Below are 26,928 nucleotides of genomic sequence, written 5' to 3' on the forward strand. Positions count from 1 at the left end.
CGCTCGATGCAAGCCTTCTGCGGGCGCCGCGAAAAGCGGCGCCCGCATTTTCTTAAAGCAAAATGTCAAAAACTCTTGACATGAGCCACCCCTCGTGGTATGCTGATAATGTCAAAAGAATTTGACATTTTGAAAAGGAGGCAGCGCAATGGATCCTGTAACGCAAGGCATGTTCACGTGGGAAAACTTTTTCCTGATTTTGTTTGGGCTTTTTCTGCTGGGCTCCATCCTTCTGGATGTGGCCATGGTGGTCTCGCTGATGCGGGTGGGGGATGAGCGCCGCCAGCTCATCGTCTGGAAGGCCGGGGCCTTCACGCTGCTCGTCACGGTGCTGACTCAGATATTTGATGTGGTGGAGGCGGTGGTGCGGGCCCAGAAGCTGCAGTCCAATCCCTTCATTGATCTCAGCGTTACCGCAGTGACCTACTTCGTGGTGCTGCTGGTGCTGAAGAAACGGTACGGTGATTTCGAACGTGGAAAATAAAATTCGCGAAATGCGCAGGGAAAAGGGCCTTTTGCAGGAACAGCTGGCCAAAAAGTGCGGTGTTTCCCGCCAGACCATCAACGCCATCGAGAACAACAAATACGACCCCACCCTGGCGCTGGCCTTCAAGCTGGCCCAGGAGCTGGGGGCTACCGTGGACGAGCTGTTCACGCCGGGCTGATCTCAGCCCGGCGTTTTTCGTTGGCAGCCGCCCGCCTTGCCTCTGGCCGGCGGGCCCCACGGCCTCGCCGCGCCCTTTTGGCAGCGCCGCGCTGAATTTGAACGGAATTTAAATTTTGTGTGAAACCCCTTGCTTTTTTGTGCAAAACGCGGTATAGTTAATTAGCACTCAAATGAACAGAGTGCTAAAATTATTCTGCTTTGATATTTTGAAATAAAGGGAGCGAACACACATGGCAGTGAAACAATTCAAGGCCGAAAGCAAAAAGCTGCTGGACCTGATGGTGAACAGCATCTACTCCAACAAGGAGATCTTCCTGCGCGAACTGATCAGCAACGCCAGCGACGCCATTGACAAGCTCTATTTCAAAAGCCTCACCGACCACTCGGTGCCCAGCCGCAAGGAGGACTACAAGATCCACCTGACGCTGGACAAAGACAACCGCACCATCACCCTCACCGACAACGGCATCGGCATGACCAGGGAGGAGCTGGAGAAGAACCTCGGCACCATCGCCCGCAGCGGCAGCTTCGACTTCAAGGCCGAGAACAAGGCCGAGGACATCGACATCATCGGCCAGTTCGGCGTGGGCTTCTACTCCGCCTTCATGGTGGCCAGCCGGGTCACGGTCATCAGCCGGGCCTTTGGCAGCGACACCGCCTGGAAGTGGGAGAGCAAGGGCGCCGAGGGCTACACCATCACCGAGGCGGACAAACCCGAGGTGGGCACCCAGGTCATCCTGGTGGTGAAGGAGAGCACCCCCGAAGAAAACTACGACCGCTTTTTGGACGAGTACACCCTGGTGGGCATCGTCAAGAAGTACAGCGACTATGTGCGCTATCCCATCCAGATGTACCGGGAAAAGACCCGCCAGAAGGAAAAGCCCGCCGACGCCGGCGAGGACTACACCCCCGAGTACGAGACCTACACCGAGCTGGAGACCCTCAACAGCATGGTGCCTCTGTGGAAGCGCACGAAGGGCGAAGTGACCGACGAGGAGTACAACCAGTTCTACAAGGACAAGTTCTACGACTTCACCGACCCCGCCCGGGTCATTGTGAGCCGCACCGAGGGCGCCGCCACCTACAACGCGCTGCTGTTCATCCCCGGCCGCGCGCCTTACGACTACTACACCCGCGACTACGAAAAGGGCCTGCAGCTCTATGCCAGCGGCGTGCTCATCATGGAAAAGTGCGCCGACCTTCTGCCGGACCATTTCAGCTTCGTCAAGGGCGTGGTGGACAGCCAGGACCTCTCCCTCAACATCAGCCGTGAGATGCTGCAGCAGGACGGGCGGCTCAAGCTCATCCGCTCAAGCCTTGAAAAGAAGATCAAGAACGAGCTGAACGCCATGAAAACCGGCGAGCGGGAGAAGTACGAGGCGTTCTTCAAGAACTTTGGCCGCCAGCTGAAATACGGCTGCTACGCCGACTACGGCATGCACGCCGACCAGCTGAAGGACCTGCTTTTGTTCTACAGCGCCCGGGAGAAGAAGATGGTCACCCTGGCGGAGTATGTGGAGAAGATGGGCGCGGACCAGAAGTTCATCTACTACGCCGCCGGCGATTCCGCCGACCGGCTGGCCAAGCTGCCCGCCGCCGAGCTGGTGCTGGACAAGGGCTTCGACGTGCTGCTGCTCACCGAGGACGTGGACGAATTCTGCCTGCAGATGCTGCGCCGCTACGGCGAGAAGGACGCGGAGAAGGAATTCAGGAACGTCTCGTCCGGGGACCTCGGCCTGGAGACCGAGGAGGAGAAGAAGGCCGCCGAGGAAAAGACCGAGGCCAACAAGGCCCTGTTCGACGCCATGAAGGAGGCGCTGGCGGGCAAGGTGGAGGCGGTGCGCCTGTCCACCCGGCTCAAGAGCCACCCGGTGTGCCTGTCCAGCGAAGGGCCCCTGTCCCTGGAGATGGAGAAGGTCCTCTCCGCCATGCCCGGCGCCGAGGGCGCGCCCAAGAGCCAGAAGGTGCTGGAGATCAACGCCGACCACCCCATCTTCGCCACCCTGCAAAGCCTGCAGGAAAAGGGCGAGACCGAGAAGCTGGGCAGATACGCCGGCATCCTCTACGACCAGGCACTGCTCATCGAGGGCCTGCCCATCGAAGACCCTGTGGCCTACGCCCAGGCGGTGTGCGAACTGATGCAATAAAAGTTTCGGGGCGGCCCGTCTTGGGGGCCGCCCCGCTTTTGTTTGCGCCGCAAATATGGTATACTAAACCCATGGAACGCCAACAGGCAGGGCCGGAACACGGCCCTGCGGGAAAGGATGGTCGATCAATGACACACATGAAAAAGGGTTTTCTGCTTTCGGCGCTGGCCTTCATGCTGCTGGGCCTGGCGCTGCTGCTCTGGCCGGAGGCCTCCCTGCGGCTGGTGTGCTATCTCTTTGGCGCGGTCATCCTCATCAAGGGCCTTTTAAGCATCTGGGGCTATGTGCGGGCCGAGGAGCGCTTTTTCTTTGACTATTTCGGCGTGGTGTTCGGCGTGGCCGCCAGCGCTCTGGGCGTGTTCCTGCTTTTTAAGCCGGACACGGTGGTCTCGGTGCTGCCCATCCTGGTGGGCATCTACGTCATCGTGGACGCGGTGGTGCGGCTGCAATCCGCCTTTGAGCTGCGCAAGATGGGCTACGCCCGCTGGTGGAGCTTCCTCGTGCTGGCGGGCCTGTCGGCGGCGCTGGGCGTGCTGATGATGGTCAATCCCTTCGAGACGGTGCAGCTGCTGGTGATGGCCATCGGCGTCATCCTGCTGGCGGAAGGGGCTCTCAGCCTCATCAGCGCGGTGTATGCCGCGGTGCTGATGCGGGGCCTGGAGCGCACCGCAAAGGACGCCGCCCGCCAGCTGGACAAGCTGACCGAAACGCTGGACGGCCGCCCCGCCCCCGGTTCCGGCCGCCCGGTGGACGTGGACTACAAAGACCTTTCCGATGAGGACCGCTGAGGTCCTGCCCGCGGGCGCGGCCCGGGCGGCGGCCCTGCGGCGGGCGGGCGACGCCTGCGGCTGTGCCGCTCTGGGCTATCTGGCGGCCCGCTCGGCGCTCACCGCCCTGGCGAACGCCCTGCTGGCCCTGCGTGTGCCGGGGGCCAGCCTTGCGAACCCGGCGGGCACCGGCCTTGCGGCGGCCATCCTTTTGCAGGCGGCGGTGAGCGCCTTGTCTCTCGCCGCGCCCTTTGCCCTGCTGCCCCTGACGGGCGGCGCGCCCGCCGCCTCGCCCCGCAGGCTGAACGCCGGGCAGTGGGCCGGGCTGTTCCTGCTGTTCTGGCTGCTGATGATGGCGGGCAATCTGCTGGCGGCGGCCTTTCCCGGCGCTGGCGGCGGGCCGATGGACCTGCCCGCTTCCGGCCTTGCGCTGGCGGCGGCCTGGCTGACGGTCTGCCTTGTGCCCGCCGTGGGGGAGGAACTGCTCTTCCGCGGCCTCTTGCAGGGGTGGCTGCGCCCCTTCGGCCCGGTGGTGGCCGTGGCGGGGCCGGCGCTGCTGTTCGCTTTGCTCCACGGGCGCGCGCCCTCGGTGGCGGCCGCGGCTTTCGGCGGCGCCGCGCTGGGCCTTGCCGCCCTGTGTTCCGGCAGCCTTGTGCCGGGCATGCTCTTCCATCTTTACAACAACACCCTGGCCTTCGCGGGGCAGTACTGCCAGCAGTACGGCGCGCCTCAGGTCATCTGCTATCCGCTGATGTTCCTGCCGCCCCTGGCGGCCCTGGCCTTCGCCCCCTGGCGGGCGCTGCCCGCCCGGAAAAAGGGCCGCCTGCATGGGCAGGGCGGGGACTGGCTGCGCCTTCTGCGCAGCCCCGGCTATCTGGCGGCGCTGGCGGTGCTGGCGGCCTTGAGCTTCTACAAGACCATTGGGGGATGAACCATGACCGATGAACAGCTGATGCGCCTTGCCCTCCAGCAGGCGAAGAAGGCCGCCGCCCTGGGCGAGGTGCCGGTGGGCGCAGTGGTGGCAAAGGACGGCGAGCCGGTGGCCATGGCCTGCAATACCCGGGAGACCGGCAAAAACGCCACCCACCACGCCGAGCTGCTGGCCATCGACGCCGCCTGCAAAGCGCTGGGCGGCTGGCGGCTGTGGCAGTGCGAGCTGTTCGTGACGCTGGAGCCCTGCCCCATGTGCAGCGGGGCCATCATCAACAGCCGCATCAGGCGGGTGGTCTACGGCGCGGCGGACCCCAAGGCGGGCTGCTGCGGCTCCCTCACCGACCTGTTCGCCCTGCCCTTCAACCACCGCCCCAAGGTGGAAGGCGGCCTGCTGGCGGAGGAGTGCGCCCAGCTTTTGAAGGAATTCTTTGCCGCCCTGCGCAAAAAACGGGAGGAAGCGCGATGAAAACGGTATTGATCACCGGCGCGGCCCGGGGCATCGGAGCCGCCGCCGCCGAAAGCTTTGCCGAGGCGGGCTATCAGGTGGTCGTCAACTACCTGCACAGCGCCGAAAAAGCCGAAGCCCTGGCCGCCCGCTGGCCCGGCCGGGCGCTGGCGGTGCAGGCGGACGTGGCCGACCCCGCCCAGGTGGAGGCGATGTTTGCCGCCGCCGAACAGGCTTTCGGCGGGGTGGACGTGCTGGTGTGCAACGCCGGCATCGCCGCCCAGAAGCTGTTCACCGACGTGACCGACGAGGAATGGCGGCGGATGCTGGATGTGCACCTTTCCGGCGCCTTCTACTGCTGCCGCCGTGCGCTGCCCCGCATGATTCGCCAAAAGTGGGGCCGCATCCTCACCGTCAGCTCCATGTGGGGGCAGGTGGGCGGCAGCTGCGAGGCGGCCTACTCCGCCGCCAAGGCGGGCCTCATCGGCCTGACCAAGGCGCTGGCCAGGGAAGAAGGCCCCAGCGGCGTCACCGTCAACTGCGTGGCCCCCGGCGTCATCGACACAGACATGATGGCCGCCTTCTCCGCCGAGGATAAGGAGGCCCTGGCCCAGGAAACGCCCCTGGGGGCGCTCGGCACCCCGAAGCAGGTGGCCGGCGCGCTGGTCTTTCTGGCCGGCGACGGGGCGGGTTACATCACCGGCCAGGTGCTGGGCGTCAACGGCGGCCTGGTGACTTAAAGGAACAAACGGCCTCTCTCTTTGCATACCATGGCAAAGAGGGGGGCTTTTTATGGAGATTTTCGAGACGGGCATCGACGTGTCCCGGTATCAGGGGAACATCGACTGGCAGCAGGTGGCGGCGGGCAAGCAGTTCGCCATCGTGCGGGCGGTGTCCTCGGGCAGCGGCGGGGTCTATGTGGACCCCTACTTTGAAAAGAACGTGGCCGAGGCTCACGCGGCGGGCATGCGGGTGGGCGTTTATTACTACACCTACGCCCGCACCGAGGCGGCGGTCATCAACGAGCTGGACGTGTTGCTGGGGGTGCTGGAGGGCCTGCGGCTGGAATACCCGGTGTTCGTGGATGTGGAGGCCTCCAGCCTGCAAACCCTGGGCCGCACCGAGCTGACCGGCCTTGTGCGCTTCGCCATGGACATTCTGGACCAAAAGGGCTGGTTCCCCGGCTTTTACACCTACACCAACTTCGCCCAGAACCACCTGAACATGGCCGAGCTGGCGGCCTATCCCTTGTGGATCGCCGATTACCGGGGCTATGTGGGCCATCAGGGCGGCTACGACATGTGGCAGTATTCCAGCACCGGCCGGGTGAACGGCATTTCCGGCAACGTGGACCTCGACTACAGCTACAAGGACTTTCTGCCCCTCATCAAGGCGGCGGGCAAGAACGGCTACTCCCAGGGGCCGGCCACCCTGCCGCTTGCGAACACCGAACTGGTGGTGTATCAGAGCGGGGCCATTTATTACTACGCGCCGGACCCGGCGGCCCTCTCGGGCACGCTGCCGGTGGGCCGCTATCCCGCTTTTGAGGTCACCGACGGCGAGTGGAACGGCGCGGTATGGGCAAAAATCGACTATCAGGCCGGGCAGTACTGGGCGCCGCTGCAGGCGGGGGTCACCGGCCTGGCAGAAATGGGCGGCGGGGACTGCGAGGCGGTGCGCGCCCAGCTGGAGCGGGCCCAGGAGCAGCTGGACCTGACCCGCCAGAGCCTCGACTGGCTGCTGGGCGAACTGGAAAGCTGAAAACACAGCTTGCGCATCGGCCCAAAGCAGGATACAATAAGGAAAAGCCCCCTTTTCGGGGCGAGAACACAAAAAGTGAGGGCTTGCAACCATGCAGCTTGATAAAAAGACCATCCGAACGCTGCTGCTCATGGCCAGCTTCTGCATCGTGCTCTATTGGGGGCTGCAAAACCTGGACCGGGTGGGCGTTATCCTGAACAGAGTGTGGGGCCTTATGTCGCCCTTTGTGGTGGGCGGCAGCCTGGCCTTTATCCTGAACGTGCCCATGCGGGCCATTGAAAAAAAACTGCCCCAAAAGATGGTAAAGATGCGCCGCGCGGCGGCCCTTGCCCTGACCCTGCTGGCGGTGCTGGGCGTGCTGGCGCTGGTGCTGCTGCTCATCCTGCCCCAGCTGGGCCGCACCATTGCCAGCATCGGCGCCCAGCTGCCCGGCTTTTGGGCCGGGTGCCAGAAATGGTTGGCGGACCTGATGGTGCAGTATCCGGTGCTGGAGGAGTGGGCTTCCATCGAGTTTATTACCGACTGGGAGGGCGCCATCACCGCCGTGGCAGACTGGTTCAAAAACGGCGGCTTCGCGCTGGTGGGCAACGCCGCCACCGCCGCCACCGGCATCGTGATGCGCTTTGTGGATTTCTTCATCGGCCTGATCTTCGCCATGTACCTGCTGGTGTGCAAAGAGACCCTCGCCCGGCAGGCAAAGATGCTGCTCTATGCCTGGGGCCCTGCCCGGCGGGCGGATAAGGTGGTGGAGGTGGCGCGGCTCACGGGCCACACCTTCTCCAAATTCCTCTCCGGCCAGTGCCTGGAGGCCTGCATCCTGGGCAGCCTGTTCGCGGTGGGCATGCTGCTCTGCCGCATGCCCTACGTCACCCTGGTCAGCGTGCTGGTGGCCGTCACAGCCCTGATCCCGGTGTTTGGCGCCTTCATCGGCTGTTTTGTGGGGGCCTTCCTCATCCTGGTGCAGAACCCCCTCCAGGCGGTGTGGTTCGTGGTGCTGTTCCTCTGCATCCAGCAGATCGAGGGCAACCTCATCTACCCCCGCGTGGTGGGCAATTCGGTGGGCCTGCCCGGCATCTGGGTGCTCATGGCCGTCACCATCGGCGGCAGCGCCATGGGCGTGGTGGGCATGCTGGTGATGATCCCCGCCTGCTCGGTGGTCTACAGCCTGCTGCGCACCGCCACCCGCCGCAAGCTGCGGGAGAAGGGCGTGGAGCGGGAAAAATACCTGCCCGGCGCGCCCAAAACAAAATAAAACGCCCGGCCCCGGCCTTCCAAAGGCCGGGGCCGAAATGCAAAAAAGAGGAGGACAAGCCCATGTTTGTAAAACCCATTGCCCGCACCGTGAACGGCCATGCCCTCACCCTGCGCTGCGCCGCCGAGCAGGACGCACAAATGCTTCTTCGCTATCTCAAGGCCACCTGCGGCGAGACCCCGTGGCTGGCCCGCGGGCCGGAGGAGGTCACCATGACAGAGGAGGAGGAAAAGGCCTTCATCCGCGGCCAGAACGAGTCCCCGGTGAACCTGATGCTGCTGGCTTTTGTGGACGGCGAGCATGCGGGCAGCGCCTCGCTGACGGGCTTTTCCACGGCGCGCACCCGCCACCGGGCCCAGGTCGCCGTGGCCCTCTATCAAAAATTCACGGGGCAGGGCATCGGCACCGCCCTGCTGGAAGAGCTCGTCGGCATTGCCCGGAAAAAGGGGCTGGAACAGCTGGAGCTGGAGGTGGCCGCCCACAATGCCGGGGCCATCGCCCTTTACAAAAAGCTGGGGTTTGAAGTCTGCGGCGTCCTGCCCCGGAACATGAAGTACCCGGACGGCAGCTACGAGGACGTGCTGTTCATGGCAAAGCCGCTGGGGGAGGGGGGCACGGAATGAACGAGACCATCCTTGTGGTAGACGACGAGCAGGAGATCGCCGATTTGGTGGCGGTGTATCTCAAAAACGAGGGCTACCGGGTGCAGCTGTGCGGCACCGCCGCGGCGGCGCTGGCATGCATTGAAGCGGACAAGCCGGACCTTGCCATCCTGGACGTGATGCTGCCGGACATGGACGGCTTTTCCCTTTGCCGCCGCATCCGCCAGCAGCATCTGTTCCCCATCGTGATGCTCACCGCCCGGGTGGAGGACATGGACAAGATCACCGGCCTGTCTCTGGGGGCGGACGACTACATCACCAAGCCCTTCAACCCGCTGGAACTGGTGGCCCGGGTCAAGACCCAGCTGCGCCGCTACCTTCGCTACGACGCCGCCAACGCCGACGAGCCGGACCGGCTGGACATCCGGGCCTTGAGCATCTCCAAAGAGGGGCACAAGTGCACCCTGAACGGCAAAGAGGTATCCCTCACCCCCACCGAGTTCGACATCCTGTGGTACCTGTGCCAGCGGCAGGGGAAGGTGGTCTCCTCGGAAGAGCTGTTCAGCGCCGTGTGGGGCGAAAAATACCTGGACAGCAGCAACACCGTGATGGCCCACATCGCCCGCCTGCGGGAAAAGCTGGGCGAGCCGCCTCGCAAGCCCCGCTATGTAAAAACTGTCTGGGGGGTGGGCTACACCGTTGAATAAGAAGCGAGAAAGCGGCTTTGGCCGCCAGCTCACCGCTCAGATGTTCGCGGCGATGTTCTTCACCGCCCTGGCCTTTCTGGTGTTGGCCGTGGTGGTCTGGTGGGCGGGCAACAACCGCGCCTGGCAGGGCTGGGAGCCCAACTACGAGCTGTTCCGCTGGGTCAAGGACAATTTCCTGCTGGTGGGCGCCTGCGGGCTGCTGGCGGTGTGGTTTTTGGTGGGGTGGTGGTTTTTGCGCCGGGCCCTCCAAAGCACCGAGGAACTGCTGCAGGCGGCAAAACGGCTGGCGCGCCCGGACGAAGAGCCCATCCGCCTGCCCGCCGCGCTGAAAGCGGCGGAGGACGAATTGAACCTCGCCCGGGAGCAGGCTCTGCGCAGCGCCTACGTGGCCCGGGAGGCCGAGCAGCGCAAGAACGACCTGATCGTCTATCTGGCCCACGATCTGAAAACGCCCCTCACCAGCGTGGTGGGCTATCTGACCCTTTTGCAGGAGGAGCCGGGCCTTTCCCCCGAAATGCGCGGGCGCTACACCGGCGTGGCGCTGGACAAGGCCCTGCGGCTGGAGGAGCTCATCAACGAATTCTTTGAGATCACCCGCTTCAACCTCTCGTCCATCGAGCTGGAAAAGGAGCAGGTGGATGTGAGCCGCATGCTGGAGCAGATGATGTGGGAATTCAAGCCCCTCATGGCAGACAAGGGCCTGGAATGGCGGGCCCAGCTGCCGCCGAAGGTGATGCTGACCTGCGATGCGGGCAAGATGGAGCGGGTGCTGGACAATCTCATCCGCAACGCCATCAGCTACAGCGAGCCGGGCAGCCCCCTCCTTCTCAGCCTTGCCCGACAGCAGGGGGAGGTGATCATCCGGCTGGAAAACCGGGGCCGTACCATCCCCCCGGAGGTGCTCTCCCGCCTGTTCGAGCGCTTTTACCGGGCAGACTCTGCCCGCGCCACCCGCAGCGGCGGCGCGGGGCTGGGCCTTGCCATTGCAAAAGAGATCGTCGCCCGCCACGGCGGGCAGATCACCGCCGAGAGTTTTGAGGGCCGGGTCATCTTCACGGTAAAGATGCCCGCGTCATAAAATCGTAAGATTTCAGCAAGAAAAGCTTGTGTTTTCCGTCCTGAAATGCAAAAACAGCCGCCGCCCTTTTTCGGTACAATAAATGTGCCGCAAAAAGCCGGGGTGGCATAAGAAAACGACGGTTTTGCCTGGGGATTTTGGCGCATAAAACACGCAGAGCAGCCCCCAAGCCACCAAGGCTTGCGGGGCTGCTCTTTGTGCTTTCTTCATCCAAAATCCTGGGGCAAAACTGCTCCGCACCAGGAAAAGTGGCGATTTTGATGGCAGCGCAAGGAAAAGCGCCGCAGGCACCCTTGGTGGTTGTCAAGGCGCTTTGACGCTGCGATACCGCAAAAGCGCCCTTTTCCCGGCGCCGTTTTCTTACGGCACCCCGGCTAAGGGCGGCTGTTTTTGCATCGGGAGGGAAAGAAAATATGGAACAGCATCGAAGGATAAAACGGCCAGCGCCGCCGCCCCGGCAGCGGGTGTTCGACCGCCGCCGTGCCCGGCGGCGCCTTGGCCGCAGGCTGCTGGCGCTGGGAACGTTCCTGCTGGCGCTGGCGGGGGTGTGGCGTCTGTCCGCCTGGGCCGCGGAAGGGGTGCAGGCCCTGCTCGCAGACGCGCCCTCCGCCCCGGTGAGCCGCCCGGCGGAAAGCGCGCCGGCCAGCGCCCCCGCCGCCGAAAGCTGGGAGCTGACGCTGGTGAACGCCAGCCACCCCCTGCCTGCGGACTGGCAGGTGCAGACGGTGGAGGTGGCGGGCGGCGAGCGGGTGGACGAGCGCATCCTGCCCGCGTTGCAGCAGCTGTTCGACGCGGCCCGGGCCGAAGGGCTTTACTCGGTGGTGGCCTCCGGCTGGCGCACCGGCGAGGAGCAGCGGCAGATCATGGAGGACAAGATAGAAGCCTACCGGCAGGAGGGCTACCCCGAGGACCTGGCCCGCCAGGCGGCGGCCCAGTGGGTGGCCCAGCCGGGCACCAGCGAGCACGAGCTGGGCCTGGCGGTGGACATCAACCCCGACGCATCCATGGGCACCGGGCAGGAGCTTTACGACTGGCTGCTGGAACACGCCTGGGAATACGGCTTCATCAAGCGCTACCCGGCGGATAAGGTGGACATCACCGGCATTGCCAACGAGCCCTGGCACTACCGCTATGTGGGGCCGCAGGCCGCCCGCGCCATCACCGAACAGGGCCTTTGCCTGGAGGAATATCTGGGGCAGGCGTAAGGCAGAAAAGCCCCCGCAAAGCCCCCCGCCCGCCAGCGGGAGCCTTGCGGCCGGTAAAACGCAAAAAAGCCGGGAGAAAAGGCCCCTAAAGGGCCCGTCCTCCCGGCCGGTTTTTTCTCAGCCCAGCAGCTTTTCCACCGCGGCCTTGGGCACCAGGCCCACGCTCTTGTTCACCACCTGGCCGTTCTTAAAGACCATCAGGGTGGGGATGCTCATCACGCCGTACTGGGCGGCCAGTTCGGGGCATTGGTCAATGTCCAGCTTGCACACCTTCACCTGGCCGGCCTTCTCGGCGGCGACCTCGTCCAGCACCGGGGCCAGCATCCGGCAGGGGCCGCACCAGGTGGCCCAGAAGTCCAGCAGCACCGGCTGGGTGCTGTGCAGCACCTCGGCCTCAAAATTCTTGGAATCCACATGCACAACGCTCATCGTTCTTATCTCCTTTCGGCGGGTCTTGCCGCCTCTTTGTTTGCCTTACGCTCATAGCATACCCCAAACCGGCGGCCTTTACCGTGATTTTGTCACGCTGCCTTTTGGGGCTGGGCCCGGGGCTGCAAAAGGGCCTTCACTTCGCCGGTGTAGTCAAGGCCGAGGATGAGGGCCGTTTCCTCGCTGGGCACCGCACCCTCTGGATAGAATACCTCCAGCGCCTCGCCGCGGAACACCACCCGGCTCTCGTCAAAGGCGGCCAGCAGTTCGCTGCGCTTCGGTTCGTCGGTGATGCCGGCGGCGTCCAGCAGGGCGGCGGCCAGCGTTTCGCCGGTGCAGGTGAACAGCTCATCAGGGGCCAGAACCTCGCCGGTGGCCTTGTCAAAGGCGGCGCAGAACTGCTCCTCGGTGACCACCCGCCCGCCCAGGGGCAGCGTCACCTTGGTAACGAACCAGAGGGTGCTGTCGTTCTGGGCGCAGAGGTTCACCTCCTGCCCCAGGGTGTAACGGTCAAACACTTCGCTGTCGCTGTATGCGGCCCAGGCCCTTTCCAGCTGGGCGGGCAGGTCATAGAGGATGCCCTGGGCTTCGTAAAAGGCGAGGATGTTTTCTTTGGCCGCTTCGGTCAGGCCGGGCACGCTCTCGATGGTGTCCTCGGCCTTGCCGCTCAACCGCTCCTCCAGCAGCACCGTGCCGTCCGGGGCGCAGTATTCCCGGTCAAAGCTGGCCTGCCAGACCGACAGGGAAGTGCCGCCGGCAAGGGTCAGGCCCTCCGGCTGCCGGGCCGCGTCGATCTGCACGCTGCTGGCCGTCAGGGCCACGGGCTCACCGCCAAAGAGGGAAGCGCGCCCTTTCACCGAAAGACGCAGGGCGGGCCAGTTCCCGGAATAGAGGTCGCCGGGCTCGGTGCCCTCCGGCCATGCCGCCACCGGTGCGTTTTCCGCCACTTTGACGGAATAGACCGTGCCCTCCTCCCCTTGCAGGGTGAAGGTGCGGGCGGCTTCGTCGCCCGGTGCGGTGAGGATGCCGGTGCAGGTGCGCTCGCCGCACCCGGCCAGCAGCAGGGCGGCCAGGGCGCAGGCGGCAAAGGCTGGCGGCTTTTTCATGGCTGGTATACCTCCCGGTCAGTTCTACCCACAGTATAGCACAAAGGCCCCTGCCCGTCCAGCAGGACGGGCAGGGGCAAAGCGCATTTTATGCGGATTTTAGATCCGGGCGGCGACGGCGTCGCCCATCTCCGAACAGCTGACGGGGGTGCAGCCCCCGGCCATCATGTCGGCGGTGCGTACCCCGTCGTTCAGCGCCTTGTTCACCGCCGCTTCGATGGCGGCGGCCTCCGCGTCCATGCCAAAGCTGTACTTCAGCATCATGGCGGCGGAGAGGATGGTGCCGATGGGGTTCGCTTTGTTCTGGCCGGCGATGTCCGGGGCGGAGCCGTGGATGGGCTCGTACATGCCCCGGGTGCCGTCCCCCAGGCTGGAGGAGGGGATCATGCCGATGGTGCCGGTGAGCATGCTGGCCTCGTCCGAGAGGATGTCGCCGAACATGTTGCCGGTCACGATGACGTCGAACTGGCTGGGGTCCTTCACCAGCTGCATGGAAGCGTTGTCCACGAACATCTCGCCGTACTCCACCTCGGGGTACTCCTCCTTGATGCGGTGCAGCACCGCCCGCCACAGGCGGCTCGAGTCCAGCACATTCGCCTTGTCCACGCAGGTCACCTTTTTGCGCCGCTTCATGGCGGCCTCAAAGGCGATGCGGCCGATGCGCTCGATCTCATGCTCGGCGTAGCGCATCACGTCGGTGGCCACCTTCTCGCCGTTTTGCTCCACTGTCTTGTGCTCGCCGAAGTAGATGCCGCTGATGAGCTCCCGCACCACCAGAAAGTCGATGCCCTTTTCCACAATGCTGGGTTTCAGGGGGCTGGCCTGGGCCAGCTGGGGCCACAGCTTGGCCGGACGGAGGTTCGAGTAAAGGCCCATGCCCGCCCGCAGGCGCAAAAGGCCCTTTTCCGGGCGCTGGGGCCCGGGCAGGCCCTCCCACTTGGGGCCGCCCACCGCGCCCAGCAGCACGCTGTCGGCGGCAAGGCACTTGTCCAGCATGGCCTGGGGCAGCGGGTCGCCCCACTTGTCGATGGCAACGCCGCCCATGTCCACGTCGTCGCAGGTGAAGGTGTGGCCGTATTTTCCCGCGATCTTATCCAGCACCTTGAGGGCTTCGTTCACGATCTCGGGGCCGATGCCGTCGCCCCGGATCACCGCGATGGTTTTGTTCATTTCACTGCGCCGCCTTTCTGCCGGATGCTGTTCATCAGCCCGCCGGCGCGGATGATGTCCTGGATGAAGGGGGGGAAGGGCTGGGCCTGGAACACTTCGCCGGTGGTCAGGTCGGTGATGACGCCGGTGTCAAAATCCACCGCCACCTCGTCCCCCGCACGGATGGCTTCGGCCGCCGCCTCGCATTCCAGAATGGGCAGGCCGATGTTGATGGCGTTGCGGTAGAAGATGCGGGCGAAGCTCTTGGCAATAACGCAGGCGACGCCGCTTGTTTTGATGACCAGGGGCGCGTGCTCCCGGCTGGAGCCGCAGCCGAAGTTCCAGCCGCCCACCATGATGTCGCCGGGTTTGACCTTGTTCACGAACTCCGGGTCGATGTCCTCCATGCAGTGGCGGGCCAGCTCCGCCGCGTCCTGGCTGTTCAGGTAGCGGGCGGGGATGATGACGTCGGTGTCCACATTGTCGGGGTACTTAAAAACGGTTCCCTGTGCGTTCATTTACTCCACCTCCCGAGGGTCGGTAATGTGCCCGGTCAGCGCGCTGGCGGCGGCGGTGGCGGGGCTTGCCAGATACACTTCGCTTTTCACGTGGCCCATGCGGCCCACGAAGTTGCGGTTGGTGGTGGAAACGCACCGTTCGCCCTCCGCCAGGATGCCCATGTAGCCGCCCAGGCACGGCCCGCAGGTGGGGGTGGACACGATGCATCCCGCGTCGATGAAGGCTTCCAGCCAGCCGTTCTGCAAACAGGCCTTGTACACCGCCATGGTGCCGGGGATGATGATGCCCCGCACGCCGGGGGCGATGGTCCTGCCTTTCAAAATCTCGTAGGCGGCCTGCATGTCTTCCAGCCGCCCGTTGGTGCAGCTGCCGATGACCACCTGGTCGATGGCAACGCCCTCGCTCTCCTTGGCGGTGCGGGTGTTCTCCGGCAGGTGGGGCCAGGAGACGGTGGGCTCGATGGCCGAGAGGTCGATGTGGATGACCTTTTCATACTCCGCATCCGGGTCGGCCTCATAGACCGTCCACGCCCGGCGGCTGCGGCCGGTGAGGTAGGCGATGGTCACCTCGTCTACAGGGAAGATGCCGTTCTTCGCCCCCGCCTCGATGGCCATGTTGCAGATGCAAAGGCGGTCGTCCATGGAAAGGGCGGCCACGCCCGGGCCGGCGAACTCCATGCTTTTGTAAAGCGCGCCGTCCACGCCGATCATGCCGATGATGTGCAAAATCACATCCTTGCCGCTCACCCGGGGGCCCAGCTTGCCGGTGAGGTCGAAGCGGATGGCGGCGGGCACCTTGAACCAGGCCGTGCCGGTGGCCATGCCAGCGGCCATGTCGGTGCTGCCCACGCCGGTGGAGAAAGCGCCCACCGCGCCGTAGGTGCAGGTGTGGCTGTCCGCCCCGATGATGCAGTCGCCTGCGGTCACGATGCCCTGCTCGGGCAGCAGCGCGTGCTCGATGCCCATCTTGCCCACGTCGAAGAAGTTCACGATGCCGTGCTTTGCGGCGAACTGGCGGCACTGTTTCGACTGCTGGGCGCTCTTGATGTCCTTGTTGGGCACGAAGTGGTCCAGCACGATGTTGATGCGGGCGTTGTCGAAGACGCCCGAAAACCCCGCCTTCTCGAACTCGTTGATGGCCACCGGGGTGGTGATGTCGTTGCCCAGCACCTGGTCCAGCCTGGCGTTGATGAGCTGGCCGGGCTTCACTTCGGCCAGCCCCGCGTGAGCGGCCAGGATCTTCTGGGTCATGGTCATTCCCATGGTCTTTCCCTCCTTTTTATCGCTTGCGTCACTTGTTGTTGACGGCGCTCACCAGCGCCTTGATGCCGGCGCGGATGATGTCGGTGTCGGTGCCCGCGCCCCAGGTGGTGGAACCGTCGCCCCAGGCAAGGCCCACATAGCTGGCGGCCTGGCTGGTGGAGCCGTGCTCCAGGCTGTGCTCGGAGTAGGTGCTGATGGTGAAGTCCAGCCCGGTGGCGGCTTTGATGGCGTTGCACACCGCGTCCAGACGGCCGTTGCCCTGGGCGGAGGCCTCCCGCACCTTGCCGCCCTCTTCCAGCGTGATGACGGCGAAGATGCCGCTCTTCTGGATGAAGTGGGCCTCGGCCACGTTCAGGGGGCTTACCTTGTTCAGGTAGGTCTTTTCAAAGATGTCCAGCACCTCGGCGCTGGAAAGCTCCTTGTGGGCGTGGTCGGAAACGCCCTTGACGGTGTAGCCGAAGTGCTCCCGCATCTTGGGGGGCAGGTCGTAGCCGTGGTCCTGGGCCAGCAGATAGCCGATGCCGCCCTTGCCGCTCTGGCTGTTGATGCGGATGACGTCCGCCTCGTAGCGGCGGCCGATGTCGGTGGGGTCCACCGGGATGTAGGGCACCGTCCACTGGTGGAGGTTTTTCTCCCTGCGCCAGGTCAGGCCCTTGGCGATGGCGTCCTGGTGGCTGCCAGAGAAGGCGGCGAACACCAGCGCGCCGGCGTAGGGGGTGCGCTCGTAGACGCGCATCCGGGTCACCCGCTCGTAGAGCTCCACGATGGCGGGCATGTCGGAGAAATCCAGATGGGGGTCCACGCCGTGGGTGTACATGTTCATGGCCAGGGTGATGATGTCCACGTTGCCGGTGCGCTCGCCGTTGCCGAACAGGGTGCCCTCCACCCGGTCCGCCCCCGCCAGCAGGGCCAGCTCGGTGTCGGCCACGCCGCAGCCCCGGTCGTTGTGGGGGTGCAGGCTCAGCACCACGCTGTCGCGGTATTTCAAATTGTCGCTCATGTACTCGATCTGATTGGCGTAGATGTGGCTCATGCTCATGGCCACCGTCACCGGCAGGTTGATGATCATGGGCTTTTCCGGGGTGGGCTGCATGATGTCCAGCACCGCGTTGCAAACTTCCAGGGCGTACTCCGGCTCGGTGCCGGTGAAGCTCTCGGGGCTGTATTCAAAGCGGAAGTTGCCCTCGTATTCTTCGGCCAGCTTTTTCACCAGCGCCGCGCCGTCGGTGGCGATTTTCTTGATCTCGTCCTTCGACTTCTTGAATACCTGCTCCCGCTGGGCCACGCTGGTGGAGTTGTAGAAGTGGATGACCGCGCTGGGCGCGCCCTTCACCGCGTCGAAGGTCTTGCGGATGATGTGGTCGCGGCACTGGGTCAGCACCTGCACCGTCACGTCGGCGGGGATGCGGTTCTGCTCGATGAGGGTGCGCAAAAACTCGTATTCCGTCTCGCTGGCGGCGGGGAAACCCACTTCAATTTCCTTGAAGCCGATCTTCACCAGCAGGTCAAAGAACTCCAGTTTTTCTTCCAGGCTCATGGGTACGATCAGGCTCTGGTTGCCGTCCCGCAGGTCCACGCTGCACCAGGCGGGGGCCTTTTCGATGTGGTCTTTGTGCACCCAGCGGTATTCGCACCTGGGGGGATTGTAATAGCCCACGCTGTACTTGGTCACGTCCATCATTGCAATAGTTCCTCCTTCTGTTCTGCCTCTGAGGAACGAAAAAAGCCCCCGTCCCTCAAAGCACTGCTTTGAGAGACGAGGGCTTTCAGCAAATTTTTGAAAAGCACCCGCGGTACCACTCTCATTGCCGCCCGAAGGCGGCCTCTTGTACGGTCGGCAAACTGCGAACCGCGCCCGTGTAACGGCGGGTGCCGCCCGGGCCTATGAGGCGGAAACCGCCGTTGAGCCCGGGTGCTCCGGGGCCAGTATATCCGCGCCGCGCTGCCGCCTCGCACCATCCGGCGGCTCTCTGAAAAACGCTTTGCCCGGGCTTTCTCCCCATCTGCGCATCGTTTATAATGCTACCATTTTACCTTGTGAAAGCAGGTTTGTCAAGCGGCAATTTTTAAAACGCCGGGGCCCATTGGCCCCGGCAAACCCGGTTCAAACTCCCAGCGTGGCCGCTTCGGCCTGGGCCAGCCAGCTTTCGTCCACCACCACGCACCCGGCGTCGTAGCCGATGAGGGCATTGGCGCTGTTTTCGGTGTCGCCGTAGGTTTCCAGATAGAGCTGCTGGTAGGGGGTCTGTTCGCCCGCCAGCGCCTTTTCCACGCCGGGGAACATCAGCCGCAGCGCCTCGGGCTTGCAGTGCAGCCCGTCGAAGAACATGCTCTCCTGAATGCCCACCCGCCCGGCATGATAGCTGCCGTAGACCGGAATGCCGTTCATGGCGGCAAATTCCCGCACCCAGGGCTCCACCTCAAAAAAGCCGGTGAAGCCTTCGGGGTTGTTGTAGACGTGCAGGGCGATGAAAGGGTGATAGGGGGTCATCAAAAACACCACGTTCACGCCTTTTTGCTGCACATGCTCGATGAAGCGGGTGAACAGGTCGGTCCAGTAGGGGTCCATCTGGTCGAAGCCGTGCAGGGCGCTCAGGGTGCCCGCCTGGGCCAGCACCTCCGCCATCACCTGGTCGTAGTTCCAGCTGCGGAAGCCCAGCGGGTACTGGACGCTGCCGTCCGAGCGCTTCACCGCATAGTCCAGCGCGTCGATGCTGCCGGTAACGGCCTTGAAGGGGATGTCGTCCCCGTCCTCGGTGAGCACCGCGCCGGTCTGCTGCTGCTTGAGATAGTAGGTCACGTTGCCCTGAAAGTAGGCCGGGTCCACCAGCGCCTTCCAAAGCGCCACCGTGTCCGGCTCCTCATAGTCGGCGTCGATGCCAAGGCCCTTTTCCAAAAATTCGGCAAACAGTTCCGAATCGGCATTGCGGTTGATGTCCGGGTCGGGGTTGAACAGCCAGGGGTCCACTTCCAGGATGAGGGTCTCGGGCAGCTTGCCTTCCCGCTCGAAGAGGTACCAGATGTTCATCACGTCCATGGGGCCCGCGCCGCTGATGCCGGCGTTGAAAAAGCTGCCGTCGCCCACCAGGTCCTTGCTGAGCTGCAGCACCCGGCTGGAGCCAAGGGCCAGCGTGTCGGGGGCCTCGGCCAGGTTCTGGGCGTACACTTCCAGCACCTGCCGCTCGTCCATCTGGTCGTAGCCGGAAACGGTGCTACCCTCCAAAAGGAGGCTGGCCACCTGACGGGGGGCAAGCTCGCCCTGGAACAGGCCGCTCACGTCCACTTTGTAGTTAAACCACACCATGAACAGCAAAATGGGCAAAAACAGGCAGAACTTGAGCCCGATCTCGGTAAAGGTCAGAAGCCGCACCGCCAGAAAGCGCGGCCAGGAGATGTTTCGCTGCATATCCGCGCCCCCCTCAATACTGCTGGTAGATGAAAGCGGACTGGCCGAAGGCCGCGAAGAACAGGATGGCCAGCGCCAGCAGGTAGTAAAGCGGCCAGCGGACGAAGGCCCACTGGCGGCGGATCCACTCGGCCACCGGGCCGCGCCATTCCACCAGCTCCACCAGGGCGCAGCCGCCGATGAGCACCGCGATGAGGCGCACGGTCAGCCCCCGGTCCAGCACGCCGGCAAAGAAGGCGGGAAGGCCGATGTTCCAGCCCTGGAACATCCCGGCGAACACCGCGCCCGCCGCGGCGCCGTAGAGGTCGGCGGCGAAGAACACGATGCAGAAGGTGAACAGCAGGTAGACGATGGCCCGCTGGAGGAAGTTTTTGAGGGGTTTGACGCGGTAGAGGGGGTTCTTTTTGGCCAGCTTGCGCCGCTTTTTCGCGGTGGCCTTGCCCGCCACCAAAAACAGACCGTTCAAAACGCCCCAGATGACGTAGCCCATGCTGGCCCCGTGCCACAGGCCGCTGATGGGGAAGATGAGAAAGACATTGAACCAGCCCTGCAGCCCGCCCCACACGCCGGGCAGGCCCCGGTTGTAGAAGGCAAGGGGAGTGAAGATATAGTCCCGGAACCAGTTGGTCAGGCTCATGTGCCAGCGGTTCCACAGCTCGGTGTAGCTGGTGGCCGCGAAGGGGCGGTTGAAGTTTTCCAAAAGGTCGATGCCCAAAATACGCGCGCCGCCGATGGCGATGTCGCAGCAGCCGGAAAAATCAAGATAGATCTGATAGCTGAACAAAAGGCTCGCCGCCACCAGATAGGGCCCGGCGGCAGCGCTTGCCCCGCCGTACACCGCGCTGACGAACTGGCCGATGCCGTCCGCCAGCACCATCTTCTTGAAGTAGCCCCACAGCATGCGGAACGCCCCGCCCGCCATGCGGGAATAGTTGAAGGGGCGGGGATTTTCCAGCTGGGGCATCAGGTGCCCGGCCCGCTCGATGGGGCCGGTGAAGATGCAGGCGAAAAAGCTGACGAACAGCGCGTATTTGAAGAGGTTGAGCTGGGGGTTGGCCTTGTGCTGGTAAACGTCGATGACGTAGCCCAGACTCTGGAAGGTAAAGTAGGAAAGGCCCAGGGGAGCGACGAGGTCCAGGCTTGCAAACTTGCCGCTGCCGCCGAAAATGGCGCCGATGTCCGCCGCCAGCTGGCCGAAGAAATCAAAGTATTTATAGAAAAAGAGGATGCCCAGGGCAACTGCCAGCGCCAGCCACAAAAAGGCCCGCCGGGCCCACACGTTCTGCAGCTTGTGGCTGCCCAGGGCAACGCCCGCGCACCAGGTGACCACCGTGACGCTCACCAGCAGGGCCACCAGCCGGGCGTTCTCCGGCTTGTACATATAAAAGACATAGCTGGCCGCCAGCAGCAGGTAGGGTTTTGCCTGCCGGGGCACACAGTAGGTCAGAAGGGCCACTGCCGCAAAGAAGCCCAGAAAGATGGGGGTATTAAAATCCATCGCGCCTCACACCTCACCGCGTTTGTTTCTGCCGGGGCCCCGGCCTGCTGTCTGACAGCATAGACCCGGAATGTATCCGACCCGTCACCGTCCGCCGGCAGGCGTATCCGCGCCGCCTTCGGCCTCGCGGGCCTTCAGGGCATCTTCCAGCTGCCGCACCCGGTGCTCCAGGATGGCGCTCTGCTGGGTCAGGCGCTTGATCTCCTCGGTCTGGGTGCTGGCGGCGGCCGAAAGGATGAGCAGCACCAGCAGCACAAAGACGAACAGCAGGGTGAACACCATGTTGGAGACCACTTCAAAGCGCAGCAGCGCCCGCAGCATCTTGGCCACCAGCGGGAAGGCGGCGAACACCAGCAGCACCCCGCCCAGGGCGAACCACGCCAGGCTGAACCGCACGCTCAGCCGGCCGTGCTTGACGAAGAGGAAGATGAGGAACAGAAAAACAAGGTCCCCCACCGCAAGCAGGGGATAGAGCAGGTCGTTCACGCCTCGCGCCTCCTTTTATCCTTTTTGGTGAAGCAAAGCCGGTAGATGACCAGCGAAAGGCTCACCTTCACCATGTAGTAAACGCTCTTGAGGGCGTTGATGCTGGACTTGCCGCCCTGGCGCTCGGCCATGACCACCGGCACTTCGCCCACCCTGTAGCCCTCGCACACCGCCCGCAGGATGGCCTCCGGCTCGGGGTAGTCCTGGGCGTAGCGCTGGGCAAAGCGGGCGGTGAGGGCCCTGCCGCAGGCCCGGTAGCCGCTGGTCACGTCCAGCACCTTGCAGCCGGTGAGCAGATGGAGCAGGCTGCTCAAAAAGCGGATGCCCACCCGGCGCATGAAGCTGGTCTGAAAGCCTTCCTTGGTGATGAAACGGCTGCCGATGCACATGTCCAGATGCCCGGCCAGCACCGGCGCGATCACCGCCTGGAGATAGGCGGGGTCGTGCTGGCCGTCGCCGTCCATCTGAACCGTCACGTCGTAGCCGTGCTCCACCGCGTAGCGGTAGCCGCACTGCACGCCGCCGCCGATGCCCAGGTTCACGGGCAGGTCCAGATAATTGCAGCCCTCGGCTTTCAGCACCTGGACGCTTTTGTCGGTGGAGCAGTCGTTCACCACCACATAGTCCGCCTCGGGGCAGGCCTTGCGCAGGCGGCGCACCACGCCGGCGATGTTCTCCGCTTCGTTGTAGCAGGGGATGATGACCAGGATCTTCACGCTTGGTTACCTCGCTGAGATGAATTCCTCCAGCCGGTCCAGGACGGCCCGGCGGCGGTAGTGAGTTTCATAATAGGCAAAGGCCCTGCGGCCCATCTCCGCCCGTGTCTGGCCGTCGGCGGCGCAGAGGGCCGCCATGTTCGCGGCCAGCGCGTCCACGTCCTCGGCGGCGCTCACAAGGCCGCAGCCCGCCTCGGCCACCGCGGCGGCGCCCTCGCCGTCCATGCTGGCAAGCAGGGGCTTTGCCGCCGCCATATAGCTGGCGATCTTGGCAGGCACCGTCATGCCCAGGTCCTCGCTGGCGGAAAGGCTGGCCACCAGCCCGTCCGCCAGGGCCGTGTAGGCAGGCACCTGCTGCGGGCGCACGCTGGGCAAAAACTCCACCGTGTCGCCGGCGTCCAGCTCCTTCGCCAGCGCCTTCAGGGCGCCGGCGCTCATGCCGTCCCCCACCAGCACAAGGCGCAGGGCATCCGCCCCCTGCCGCCGGGCCTTCACCGCCGCTTGGATGACGGTCTCAAGGCTCTGGGCGGGGCTGAAGTTGCCGGTGAATACCAGGTTGAACCGCCCGGCAAAGCGGGCGGCCAGTGTTTCGTCGCGGATGGGCACGGCATAAAAATCCTCGCAGTGCTGGGGGATGACCGCCACCGCGCTTTCGGGTTTGCCCGTGCGCTGGCAAAGGCGGCGGCGCAAACTCCCGCTCATGGCGACGAGCCTGTCGCACCGGCGGTAGTGCCAGTCGCTCACCCGGCGGGCGACGCCCCGCAGAAGGGCGTTCTTCACCGGCAGCACGCTGTAGAGGTTTTCCGGCCAGATATCCAGCACATAGCTGGTCAGGGGAACTTTGTGGAGTTTGGCGTATACAATGGCGGGCAGGTTCATCAGCACCGGGCTGGTGTTGTAGCACAGCACCGCCTCGTAGGGCCCTTTCAGCCGCCAGAGATTCGCCACCGCGCACACCGGCCAGCTGACGTAGTTGAGGAAGATGCGAAGGCCGGTGTTGCCCTTGCGGCGTATCTCGCCGGCACGGTAGATGTTCACCCCGTCATGCGTTTCACGCCGGGGGCCGGCGTAGCGGTAGCCGCTGAACCACTCCCCCTTGGGGTAGTTGGGCAGGCCGCAGAGCACGTCCACCTGCCAGCCCCGCTCGATGAAGCCGACAGCCAGGTCGTTCACCCGAAAGGCCTCAGGCCAGAAGTGCTGGGTGACGATGAGCAGTTTTTTTTCTTCCATATCAGCCCTTGCGCCAGACCATCTTGTTCACCACGCCCACGTAACTCTGGATGATCTTGACCACCTTGGTGGACACATCCTCGGTGTAATAGGGCACGGGGATGCCGGTGTCGCCGTTCTCGTTCATGGCCACGGCAGTCTCCACCGCCTGCTCCACGCCGCCGGCGGCGATGCCCGCCAGGATGAAGCAGCCCTTGTCCAGCGCCTCGGGGCGCTCGGTGGAGGTGCGGATGCACACAGCGGGGAAGGGATGGCCCACGCTGGTGAAGAAGCTGGATTCCTCCGGCAGGGTGCCGGAATCGGAGATGACGCAAAAGGCGTTCATCTGCAGATGGTTGTAGTCATGAAAGCCCAGAGGCTCGTGCAGGCGCACCCGCTCGTCCAGCTCAAAGCCCATGGCTTCCAGCCGCTTGCGGCTGCGGGGGTGGCAGGAGTAGAGGATGGGCATGCCGTACTTCTTGGCCAGGGCGTTCACCGAGGTGAACAGGTCGATAAAGTTCTTCTCGGTGTCGATGTTTTCCTCCCGGTGGGCCGAGAGCAGCATGTACTTGTGCGCCTCAAGGCCCAGCCGCTCCAGCACGTCGGAGGCTTCGATGGCCTCGAGATTCGCGCGCAGCACCTCCGCCATGGGGCTGCCGGTGACATAGGTGCGCTCCTTGGCGGTGCCCTCGGCGTTCAGATAGCGGCGGGCGTGCTCGGAGTAGCACAGGTTCACGTCGGCGATGTGGTCCACGATGCGGCGGTTGGTCTCCTCCGGCAGGCACTCGTCAAAGCAGCGGTTGCCCGCCTCCATGTGGAAGATGGGGATGTGCAGGCGCTTGGCGCTGATAGCGGAAAGGCAGCTGTTGGTGTCGCCTAAGATCAGCAGCGCGTCGGGTTTTTGCTCCACCATCAGTTTGTAGCTTTTGGCGATGATGTTGCCGATGGTCTCGCCAAGGTCCGCGCCCACCGCGTCCAGATAAAAGTCCGGCGCGCGCAGGCCCAGATCTTCGAAAAAGATGCCGTTGAGGGTGTAGTCGTAGTTCTGGCCGGTGTGCACCAAAAGCTGATCGAAGTATTTGTCGCACTTTTTGATCACCGCCGCCAGCCGGATGATCTCCGGCCTCGTGCCAACGATGGTCATCAGTTTCAGCTTGCTCATTGCTTGTCCGCCTTTCCCGCAGGATTAAACTTCCAGATAGATGGTGTCGGGGTTTTCGGGGTCGAAGGCCTCGTTGGCCCACATCAGGGTCACCATGTCCCCCTCGCCCAGGTTTTCGATGTTGTGGGTGTAGCCGGTGGGGATGTCCACCACTTCCAGCTTGTCGCCGGAAACATAGTACTCATACACCGTTTCCTCGTCCGGTTTGCGGAAGCGGATGACCCCCCGGCCGCTCACCACCAGGAATTTCTCGTTCTTGGAGTTGTGCCAGTGGTTGCCCTTCACGATGCCGGGCTTCGAGATGTTCACGCTCACCTGCCCCCGCTCTTGGGTGCGCAGAAATTCGGTGAAGCTGCCCCGCTCGTCGCAGTGCATGGCGAGGGGGTAGGAGAACTGGTCGGTGGGCAGGTAGGAAAGCCAGGTGGAATAGAGTTTCTTCTCAAGGCTGCCCGCCGCGAGATAGGGCGCCTGGAGCGTTTTGCGGTTTTCGGCAAAACTGCCGATGACCTCGGCCAGATGGCCCAGAGTGGTCACATGCTCCGGCTCCACCCGGCAGTGGGCGGGGCTTTCACCGTCGGTGAGGGCCTCGCCGTCCATGGCGGCGATGAAGGCGCGCACCACGTCGTCGATGTAAACGAGGGGCAGGGAATAGGCGGGGTCCCGCACTTCCAGGGGCAGGCCGTGGGCGGCGTTGTGGCAGAAGGTGGCCACCACGCTGTTGTAGTTGGGGCGGCACCACTTGCCGAACACCCCTGGCAGCCGGAACACATACACCGGCGCGCCGGTTTTTTCGCCGTAGGCGAACACCGCCGCCTCCGCCATGGCCTTGCTCTTGCCGTAGTCGTTGTCCAGCGCCGCCTGGGTGCTGCTGGTCACCAGCACCGGGGCGGGCTTTTCCGCCTTCGCCAGCAGCTCAAGCAGGTGGTCGGTGAGGCCGGAGTTGCCGGCGTAAAACTCGCTGGGGTCCTTGGGGCGGTTGATGCCCGCCAGATGAAACACAAAACCGGCCCTGGCGGCATACTGCGCCAGGGTCTTTGGGGTGTCGTCCCGCTCAAAGAGCATCAAGTCGGTATACCCTTGGGCTTTGAGGGTGGCCACCAGGTTCTTGCCGATGAAGCCGCCCGCGCCGGTGATGAGGATGGGGGTGTCTTTCTGCATGGTGTCGCTGTCCTTTACTTGTCCCAGTTGGCCAGTTCGTTCTGCACGTAGTCGGTGGTCATGATCTTGGCCACAGTCTCCTCCACGTTCAGCCGGCGGGTGTTGTGGCTGGTGTAGCTCTCGTCCGCCTGGGTGTGCACATCGCCCTGCACCACGAACTTGTCATAGTTCAGATCGCGGCCGTCGGCGGAAACGCGGAAGTAGCCGCCCATGTCCTCGCTGCGCACCCGCTCCTCTTTGGTCATCAGCGTCTCGTAGAGTTTCTCGCCGTGGCGGGTGCCGATGATCTGGGTGCCGGTGTCGCCGAACAGCTGCTGCACGGCCTTTGCCAGCACGCCGATGGTGGAGGCGTCGCTCTTCTGAACGAACAGGTCGCCGGGGTTCGCGTGCTCAAAGGCGAACTGCACCAGGTCCACCGCCTCGTCCAGGTTCATGAGGAAACGGGTCATGTCCGGGTCGGTGATGGTGATGGGCTTGCCCGCCTTGATCTGGTCGATGAACAGGGGGATGACGCTGCCCCGGCTGCACATCACGTTGCCGTAACGGGTGCAGCAGATGGTGGTATCCTCCGCCTTCACAGTGCGGGCCTTGGCGCCGATGACCTTTTCCATCATCGCCTTGGAGATGCCCATGGCGTTGATGGGGTAGGCGGCCTTGTCGGTGGAAAGGCACACCACCTTCTTCACCCCCGCGTCGATGGCGGCGGTGAGCACGTTGTCGGTGCCGATGATGTTGGTGCGCACGGCCTCCATGGGGAAGAACTCGCAGGAAGGCACCTGCTTTAAGGCCGCCGCGTGGAAGATGTAGTCCACGCCCCGCACGGCGCTGCGCACGCTGGAGATATCCCGCACGTCGCCGATGTAAAAGCGCAGCTTGCCCGCAAGCTCCGGGTGCTTCTGCTGCACCTCGTGGCGCATGTCGTCCTGCTTTTTCTCGTCGCGGCTGAAGATGCGGATCTCGCCGATGTCGCTGGCCAGAAAGTGCTTGAGCACCGTGTTGCCGAAGCTGCCGGTGCCGCCGGTGATGAGAAGGGTCCTGCCGCCAAAATAGCTGCTGTTCATTCCTTATAAACCTCCCAAAGGGTATATCCGTGCGCGCGAGCGCGCCTTCCGTTCCATACGCGGTAATAATCATATCATAAAAGTAACAATTTTCCAAGGGGAAGGGGAGAATTCGACGCGGGCGGCGTGTAGCGCTACAATACATCTTGGACAGTAGAATAAAAAAGTAGAAGGATATGACCTCAATCGGTTATAGTTGAGTT

28 protein-coding genes are annotated in these 26,928 nt (G+C 63.9%); 13 read left to right on the top strand and 15 right to left on the bottom strand.

All coding sequences use genetic code 11. The features are described from left to right. Positions 1-148 precede the first annotated feature (148 nt). The 12 genes from ACH2AT_RS02390 (at position 149) to ACH2AT_RS02445 (ending at position 10,359) form a co-directional block, all read left to right on the top strand. Positions 149-484, top strand: coding sequence for a hypothetical protein (locus tag ACH2AT_RS02390; RefSeq protein ID WP_394963270.1), 336 nt, complete (start codon positions 149-151; stop codon positions 482-484). After that, positions 474-665, top strand: a complete 192-nt coding sequence (locus tag ACH2AT_RS02395; protein WP_394963272.1) for a helix-turn-helix transcriptional regulator — start codon at positions 474-476, stop codon at positions 663-665. The genes ACH2AT_RS02390 and ACH2AT_RS02395 overlap by 11 nt, the downstream gene beginning before the upstream one ends. 232 nt (positions 666-897) lie before the next feature. Next, positions 898-2,814 carry a molecular chaperone HtpG gene (gene htpG, locus ACH2AT_RS02400; protein WP_394963274.1) on the top strand — a complete coding sequence of 639 codons (1,917 nt, stop codon included), beginning with the start codon at positions 898-900 and terminating at the stop codon, positions 2,812-2,814. 128 nt (positions 2,815-2,942) lie between these two features. After that, on the top strand, positions 2,943-3,602 hold the full coding sequence (locus ACH2AT_RS02405) for an HdeD family acid-resistance protein (RefSeq protein ID WP_394963276.1): 660 nt from the start codon (positions 2,943-2,945) through the stop codon (positions 3,600-3,602). Continuing rightward, positions 3,589-4,512 carry a CPBP family intramembrane glutamic endopeptidase gene (locus ACH2AT_RS02410; protein WP_394963278.1) on the top strand — a complete coding sequence of 308 codons (924 nt, stop codon included), beginning with the start codon at positions 3,589-3,591 and terminating at the stop codon, positions 4,510-4,512. Before ACH2AT_RS02405 ends, ACH2AT_RS02410 begins: the two co-directional genes overlap by 14 nt. 3 nt (positions 4,513-4,515) lie before the next feature. After that, a complete protein-coding gene (locus ACH2AT_RS02415) occupies positions 4,516-4,980 on the top strand; it encodes a nucleoside deaminase (RefSeq protein WP_394963280.1) in 465 nt (154 codons plus the stop codon). Further along, positions 4,977-5,699, top strand: coding sequence for an elongation factor P 5-aminopentanone reductase (ymfI, locus tag ACH2AT_RS02420; RefSeq protein ID WP_394963282.1), 723 nt, complete (start codon positions 4,977-4,979; stop codon positions 5,697-5,699). The genes ACH2AT_RS02415 and ymfI overlap by 4 nt, the downstream gene beginning before the upstream one ends. A gap of 52 nt (positions 5,700-5,751) precedes the next feature. Next, positions 5,752-6,720: a glycoside hydrolase family 25 protein gene (locus ACH2AT_RS02425; protein WP_394963284.1), complete on the top strand. Its 969-nt coding sequence runs from the start codon at positions 5,752-5,754 to the stop codon at positions 6,718-6,720. A 91-nt stretch (positions 6,721-6,811) separates the two neighbouring features. After that, positions 6,812-7,972 (top strand): AI-2E family transporter, encoded by a 1,161-nt coding sequence (locus ACH2AT_RS02430; protein ID WP_394963286.1) that lies wholly within the window; start codon positions 6,812-6,814, stop codon positions 7,970-7,972. Positions 7,973-8,034: 62 nt separating this feature from the next. Further along, positions 8,035-8,595, top strand: coding sequence for a GNAT family N-acetyltransferase (locus ACH2AT_RS02435; RefSeq protein ID WP_394963288.1), 561 nt, complete (start codon positions 8,035-8,037; stop codon positions 8,593-8,595). Then, a complete protein-coding gene (gene vanR / locus ACH2AT_RS02440; protein ID WP_394963290.1) occupies positions 8,592-9,281 on the top strand; it encodes a VanR-ABDEGLN family response regulator transcription factor in 690 nt (229 codons plus the stop codon). The genes ACH2AT_RS02435 and vanR overlap by 4 nt, the downstream gene beginning before the upstream one ends. Continuing rightward, positions 9,274-10,359 (top strand): sensor histidine kinase, encoded by a 1,086-nt coding sequence (locus ACH2AT_RS02445; protein ID WP_394963292.1) that lies wholly within the window; start codon positions 9,274-9,276, stop codon positions 10,357-10,359. The genes vanR and ACH2AT_RS02445 overlap by 8 nt, the downstream gene beginning before the upstream one ends. On the opposite strand, the gene ACH2AT_RS02450 is transcribed toward ACH2AT_RS02445, so the two are convergent. Further along, a complete protein-coding gene (locus ACH2AT_RS02450) occupies positions 10,334-10,666 on the bottom strand; it encodes a hypothetical protein (protein WP_394963294.1) in 333 nt (110 codons plus the stop codon). The genes ACH2AT_RS02445 and ACH2AT_RS02450 overlap by 26 nt on opposite strands. A gap of 106 nt (positions 10,667-10,772) precedes the next feature. Between ACH2AT_RS02450 and ACH2AT_RS02455 the strand changes: the two genes are divergently transcribed. Further along, entirely contained in the window at positions 10,773-11,564 is a 792-nt protein-coding gene (locus ACH2AT_RS02455) for a D-alanyl-D-alanine carboxypeptidase family protein (protein ID WP_394963296.1), read from the top strand. 117 nt (positions 11,565-11,681) lie between these two features. On the opposite strand, the gene trxA is transcribed toward ACH2AT_RS02455, so the two are convergent. The 14 genes from trxA to ACH2AT_RS02525 all read right to left on the bottom strand — a co-directional run bounded on the left by trxA (position 11,682) and on the right by ACH2AT_RS02525 (position 26,725). Next, complete coding sequence (trxA, locus tag ACH2AT_RS02460) at positions 11,682-11,993, bottom strand: thioredoxin (protein WP_394963298.1); 312 nt, start codon at positions 11,991-11,993, stop codon at positions 11,682-11,684. A 92-nt stretch (positions 11,994-12,085) separates the two neighbouring features. Then, the gene (locus ACH2AT_RS02465) at positions 12,086-13,099 is read right to left on the bottom strand and encodes a hypothetical protein (protein WP_394963300.1); all 1,014 of its coding nucleotides are present in this window, start codon (positions 13,097-13,099) and stop codon (positions 12,086-12,088) included. Positions 13,100-13,198: 99 nt separating this feature from the next. After that, positions 13,199-14,269: a 3-isopropylmalate dehydrogenase gene (gene leuB / locus ACH2AT_RS02470; RefSeq protein WP_394963302.1), complete on the bottom strand. Its 1,071-nt coding sequence runs from the start codon at positions 14,267-14,269 to the stop codon at positions 13,199-13,201. Next, positions 14,266-14,766 carry a 3-isopropylmalate dehydratase small subunit gene (leuD, locus tag ACH2AT_RS02475; RefSeq protein ID WP_394963304.1) on the bottom strand — a complete coding sequence of 167 codons (501 nt, stop codon included), beginning with the start codon at positions 14,764-14,766 and terminating at the stop codon, positions 14,266-14,268. Before leuD ends, leuB begins: the two co-directional genes overlap by 4 nt. Then, positions 14,767-16,029 (bottom strand): 3-isopropylmalate dehydratase large subunit, encoded by a 1,263-nt coding sequence (leuC, locus tag ACH2AT_RS02480; protein ID WP_394963306.1) that lies wholly within the window; start codon positions 16,027-16,029, stop codon positions 14,767-14,769. 28 nt (positions 16,030-16,057) lie between these two features. Continuing rightward, complete coding sequence (locus tag ACH2AT_RS02485; protein ID WP_394963308.1) at positions 16,058-17,710, bottom strand: 2-isopropylmalate synthase; 1,653 nt, start codon at positions 17,708-17,710, stop codon at positions 16,058-16,060. 423 nt (positions 17,711-18,133) lie between these two features. Beyond that, the gene (locus ACH2AT_RS02490) at positions 18,134-19,435 is read right to left on the bottom strand and encodes a hypothetical protein (RefSeq protein ID WP_394963310.1); all 1,302 of its coding nucleotides are present in this window, start codon (positions 19,433-19,435) and stop codon (positions 18,134-18,136) included. A 13-nt stretch (positions 19,436-19,448) separates the two neighbouring features. Beyond that, a complete protein-coding gene (locus ACH2AT_RS02495; protein ID WP_394963312.1) occupies positions 19,449-20,933 on the bottom strand; it encodes an MBOAT family O-acyltransferase in 1,485 nt (494 codons plus the stop codon). Between the two features lie 84 nt (positions 20,934-21,017). Beyond that, positions 21,018-21,419 (bottom strand): DUF2304 domain-containing protein, encoded by a 402-nt coding sequence (locus tag ACH2AT_RS02500; RefSeq protein WP_394963314.1) that lies wholly within the window; start codon positions 21,417-21,419, stop codon positions 21,018-21,020. After that, on the bottom strand, positions 21,416-22,135 hold the full coding sequence (locus tag ACH2AT_RS02505) for a glycosyltransferase family 2 protein (protein WP_394963316.1): 720 nt from the start codon (positions 22,133-22,135) through the stop codon (positions 21,416-21,418). The genes ACH2AT_RS02500 and ACH2AT_RS02505 overlap by 4 nt, the downstream gene beginning before the upstream one ends. Positions 22,136-22,141: 6 nt before the next feature. Further along, on the bottom strand, positions 22,142-23,365 hold the full coding sequence (locus tag ACH2AT_RS02510; RefSeq protein ID WP_394963320.1) for a glycosyltransferase family 4 protein: 1,224 nt from the start codon (positions 23,363-23,365) through the stop codon (positions 22,142-22,144). 1 nt (position 23,366) lies between these two features. After that, a complete protein-coding gene (gene wecB, locus ACH2AT_RS02515; RefSeq protein ID WP_394963322.1) occupies positions 23,367-24,506 on the bottom strand; it encodes a non-hydrolyzing UDP-N-acetylglucosamine 2-epimerase in 1,140 nt (379 codons plus the stop codon). Positions 24,507-24,530: 24 nt separating this feature from the next. After that, complete coding sequence (locus tag ACH2AT_RS02520) at positions 24,531-25,664, bottom strand: NAD-dependent epimerase/dehydratase family protein (protein ID WP_394963324.1); 1,134 nt, start codon at positions 25,662-25,664, stop codon at positions 24,531-24,533. 14 nt (positions 25,665-25,678) lie between these two features. Then, a complete protein-coding gene (locus ACH2AT_RS02525; RefSeq protein WP_394963326.1) occupies positions 25,679-26,725 on the bottom strand; it encodes a polysaccharide biosynthesis protein in 1,047 nt (348 codons plus the stop codon). Positions 26,726-26,928 lie beyond the last annotated feature (203 nt).

Origin of the sequence: Candidatus Allofournierella excrementigallinarum, from assembly GCF_944388085.1 — a bacterium.
GTDB classification, from domain to species: Bacteria; Bacillota; Clostridia; order Oscillospirales; family Ruminococcaceae; genus Allofournierella_A; species Allofournierella_A excrementigallinarum.

Bases quoted from the DNA above. Each gene is read 5' to 3' on its own strand.
- ACH2AT_RS02425 (WP_394963284.1), top strand. From the start codon at position 5,752: ATGGAGATTTTCGAGACGGGCATCGACGTGTCCCGGTATCAGGGGAAC.
- ymfI (WP_394963282.1), top strand. From the start codon at position 4,977: ATGAAAACGGTATTGATCACCGGCGCGGCCCGGGGCATCGGAGCCGCC.
- ACH2AT_RS02510 (WP_394963320.1), bottom strand. From the start codon at position 23,365: ATGGAAGAAAAAAAACTGCTCATCGTCACCCAGCACTTCTGGCCTGAG.
- leuD (WP_394963304.1), bottom strand. From the start codon at position 14,766: ATGAACGCACAGGGAACCGTTTTTAAGTACCCCGACAATGTGGACACC.
- ACH2AT_RS02495 (WP_394963312.1), bottom strand. From the start codon at position 20,933: ATGGATTTTAATACCCCCATCTTTCTGGGCTTCTTTGCGGCAGTGGCC.
- ACH2AT_RS02485 (WP_394963308.1), bottom strand. From the start codon at position 17,710: ATGATGGACGTGACCAAGTACAGCGTGGGCTATTACAATCCCCCCAGG.
- wecB (WP_394963322.1), bottom strand. From the start codon at position 24,506: ATGAGCAAGCTGAAACTGATGACCATCGTTGGCACGAGGCCGGAGATC.
- leuB (WP_394963302.1), bottom strand. From the start codon at position 14,269: ATGAACAAAACCATCGCGGTGATCCGGGGCGACGGCATCGGCCCCGAG.
- leuC (WP_394963306.1), bottom strand. From the start codon at position 16,029: ATGGGAATGACCATGACCCAGAAGATCCTGGCCGCTCACGCGGGGCTG.
- ACH2AT_RS02520 (WP_394963324.1), bottom strand. From the start codon at position 25,664: ATGCAGAAAGACACCCCCATCCTCATCACCGGCGCGGGCGGCTTCATC.
- htpG (WP_394963274.1), top strand. From the start codon at position 898: ATGGCAGTGAAACAATTCAAGGCCGAAAGCAAAAAGCTGCTGGACCTG.
- ACH2AT_RS02430 (WP_394963286.1), top strand. From the start codon at position 6,812: ATGCAGCTTGATAAAAAGACCATCCGAACGCTGCTGCTCATGGCCAGC.
- ACH2AT_RS02390 (WP_394963270.1), top strand. From the start codon at position 149: ATGGATCCTGTAACGCAAGGCATGTTCACGTGGGAAAACTTTTTCCTG.
- trxA (WP_394963298.1), bottom strand. From the start codon at position 11,993: ATGAGCGTTGTGCATGTGGATTCCAAGAATTTTGAGGCCGAGGTGCTG.
- ACH2AT_RS02405 (WP_394963276.1), top strand. From the start codon at position 2,943: ATGACACACATGAAAAAGGGTTTTCTGCTTTCGGCGCTGGCCTTCATG.
- ACH2AT_RS02490 (WP_394963310.1), bottom strand. From the start codon at position 19,435: ATGCAGCGAAACATCTCCTGGCCGCGCTTTCTGGCGGTGCGGCTTCTG.
- ACH2AT_RS02410 (WP_394963278.1), top strand. From the start codon at position 3,589: ATGAGGACCGCTGAGGTCCTGCCCGCGGGCGCGGCCCGGGCGGCGGCC.
- ACH2AT_RS02435 (WP_394963288.1), top strand. From the start codon at position 8,035: ATGTTTGTAAAACCCATTGCCCGCACCGTGAACGGCCATGCCCTCACC.
- vanR (WP_394963290.1), top strand. From the start codon at position 8,592: ATGAACGAGACCATCCTTGTGGTAGACGACGAGCAGGAGATCGCCGAT.
- ACH2AT_RS02525 (WP_394963326.1), bottom strand. From the start codon at position 26,725: ATGAACAGCAGCTATTTTGGCGGCAGGACCCTTCTCATCACCGGCGGC.
- ACH2AT_RS02465 (WP_394963300.1), bottom strand. From the start codon at position 13,099: ATGAAAAAGCCGCCAGCCTTTGCCGCCTGCGCCCTGGCCGCCCTGCTG.
- ACH2AT_RS02415 (WP_394963280.1), top strand. From the start codon at position 4,516: ATGACCGATGAACAGCTGATGCGCCTTGCCCTCCAGCAGGCGAAGAAG.
- ACH2AT_RS02455 (WP_394963296.1), top strand. From the start codon at position 10,773: ATGGAACAGCATCGAAGGATAAAACGGCCAGCGCCGCCGCCCCGGCAG.